Annotated in this window: 2 protein-coding genes and 1 pseudogene; 1 reads left to right on the top strand and 2 read right to left on the bottom strand. The window is 37.1% G+C overall.

Features of this window, described 5'->3' with window-relative positions:
• Positions 1-151: 151 nt before the first annotated feature.
• Positions 152-283, bottom strand: a pseudogene (locus D7V20_RS19090) (plasmid replication DNA-binding protein); the annotation flags it as partial.
• 190 nt (positions 284-473) lie between these two features.
• The gene (locus D7V20_RS19080; RefSeq protein ID WP_120385394.1) at positions 474-992 is read right to left on the bottom strand and encodes a hypothetical protein; all 519 of its coding nucleotides are present in this window, start codon (positions 990-992) and stop codon (positions 474-476) included.
• Between the two features lie 316 nt (positions 993-1,308).
• Between D7V20_RS19080 and D7V20_RS20355 the strand changes: the two genes are divergently transcribed.
• Positions 1,309-1,440 carry a hypothetical protein gene (locus tag D7V20_RS20355; RefSeq protein ID WP_260390456.1) on the top strand — a complete coding sequence of 44 codons (132 nt, stop codon included), beginning with the start codon at positions 1,309-1,311 and terminating at the stop codon, positions 1,438-1,440.
• Positions 1,441-1,494: the final 54 nt, after the last annotated feature.

The raw sequence follows: 1,494 nt of genomic DNA, 5'->3' as shown, positions 1-1,494 counted from the left end.
GCTTTATAATTTTCCTTAGAAATCAATGCTGTAGTTTCTAGTTTATAGCCCATCTTCCCCAAGGTGGGCTTTTTTTATGATTTTTCACGTTCCACGCCTATTATTTAATCAATGTTTCACAACTTTGTTCATATCAGTTAAACAATCGTGGTTAATCATAGGGTCTAAAAAAACGGCTCCAAAAGCCTCTTTTCGGCTGGTCCGGTTCAACGTGCTCCGGCACTGGAATACGCTTATTTTCTGTCTGTTCTGGAGTAGTCAATCCGTCATGTTTAGCTTCTGGTGTGTCCGTTTAGGGGCGTTCGGGAGGATGTGTTTAAGTTCAATAAGCAAGTTTTTCCGCTGTACTTCAAGTATTTGAACCGGAAGTCCAAAGTAGAACTGACGGTCCCTTCGTATGAGCGAAAATCTAAACGTCTTGTAAATAGTTTTCATGAAATGACGGCATTTTTTGAGGATCTTCAAAAGTAGGTTTAAACCACAAAGATGGCTGTGATGGCGATCAATAACAGTGGGGATGCACTCAGCATGAATCTTTGGGTTTTGAGGTTGAAGTCGGTGTCATATTTTTTTGAATATTGCTTATATTTCAAGGCAAAGCAGAGGCTTGATACAAAGCATCCGATGAGGAAACTCAGCATTAACGCCATGCGATAATGGTCAATGCTGAGGTACGTTCCTGCTGTAAATTTATGGAACTGGTAGTAGTTGCTGCCCATGAGAAAAATTAGGCACAACAACCCAAGCCCCATGGCGTTGTATTCCATTTTTTTGTTGTGATCTTGGTATAAAAACTTAGTGATAAGCATGCTTAAACTAAGGCAAAGTGGGACCAAAATTACTGTAATGCTGATCAGTAAGTTACTGAATAGCCATGATTGAAGGTCTGGATTGTTTCTAAATTGGTAGATATTTAAAAATGGGAAAAACATCACTGGAAAGAAGTACATATAGGACAGCTTAAACGAGTCCATATTTTTAATTTTCATCATGTGGGATCAGAGTCCTGACTGTAACTAAGGTAGTTAGGTAGGTATTATGTGTGATGTTAAGCTCTAAATTTTGCACATAATATAAGTATTTGATTTTAAATGTTATTGTATTTATGTAGTAAAAATAAAACTCAAATATTAATATTTATAAGTTATTGAAATTTAATATAAAATTCAGATCACACATAATGCCTACCTTGATTTGAAAAGAAGCTATTGTGTGTGTCGATCAAAGCATTAGAAAGGTCTCTAGTTCTTTATCCTGTCTACCTGACTTAGAATATGATTTACGTAGGCTTTACTCAGGATTACGTCAATGTCAGCAGTAAATGTAATTAATGAAAATGACGATGAGAGAGAAATTGCTTCTCAGGCAGCTTGTGCACTTCGAGAAAGCTTTATTACCGCAGCTCAAAGTGGAGCAGTTCTGTATGTTGAAAACGATTGAACCGTACCGGGTTTGTCGGAGACTTTTTTATTTAAGTTAGGCCACCTGACCTAA

It is taken from the genome of Acinetobacter rongchengensis (assembly GCF_003611475.1).
In the GTDB taxonomy this organism is placed as follows: Bacteria; Pseudomonadota; Gammaproteobacteria; order Pseudomonadales; family Moraxellaceae; genus Acinetobacter; species Acinetobacter rongchengensis.
This window is presented reverse-complemented; position numbering and strand designations above follow the sequence as displayed.

Coding starts and splice junctions, on each gene's coding strand:
- D7V20_RS19080 (WP_120385394.1), bottom strand. CDS start 992: ATGATGAAAATTAAAAATATGGACTCGTTTAAGCTGTCCTATATGTAC.
- D7V20_RS20355 (WP_260390456.1), top strand. CDS start 1,309: ATGTCAGCAGTAAATGTAATTAATGAAAATGACGATGAGAGAGAAATT.